Here is a 643-nt window from a genome sequence, read left to right on the forward strand (position 1 = left end):
TTCAACCGTTTCCTTTATCATTCAGTGAATAAAGGTTTATTATAAATCATGTTCGGCTACTTTTGAATCCCTTAGTACTAGCGCAAGCAATGCATTTGAGGAGGACCCGTATGAATTGCAGCTGTTAAGAGAATCTCAGGGCGTTGTAATTGCTACTCCAGAAAAGACGGACCTTTTATTTCGCTCGCATCCAGAATGGTTTCAAGATGTTGAGCTAGCTATCGTTGATGAGGCTCATTCACTTGCAGAGGGAGAGCGTGGCGCAAGATTGGAATTGTTGCTTGCCAACCTGAGAAGAGACTTTTCTGATTTGAGGTTTTTATTACTTACTCCTTTTATAAGTAATGCGAGAACAGTATCTGGATGGTTAGGGGGAGAGCGAGGGGCTCCAATTAATGTTTCTTGGAGGCCGAGTAATATTGTCGCAGGCATCACCTATAAAAAGAAGGCATCAAAAGGAAAGCTTGATTTATGGGCTGAGTGGAGAGAGCCTCACAACATTTTTGATCGAGCTCCAGATGACACCTGCTTGGCGCAAGATGTCCCAACAAAAGAGGTTAAAAGCACTAGGAGTCTGCGCGGCAGAAGATTTTAGGTCCCGGTTTGAGTCGAGTGGGTCAGTATCCAGCCGGGATTGCTTCCA

At 44.5% G+C, this 643-nt stretch carries 1 protein-coding gene; it reads left to right on the forward strand.

Annotated features, from left to right (window positions below; all coding sequences use genetic code 11):
• The first annotated feature begins 28 nt into the window (after nucleotides 1–28).
• Entirely contained in the window at nucleotides 29–595 is a 567-nt protein-coding gene (locus AC1RQI_RS16980) for a DEAD/DEAH box helicase (RefSeq protein WP_481905795.1), read from the forward strand.
• Nucleotides 596–643 lie beyond the last annotated feature (48 nt).

This window comes from Salicola sp. AFF1 (assembly GCF_056783195.1).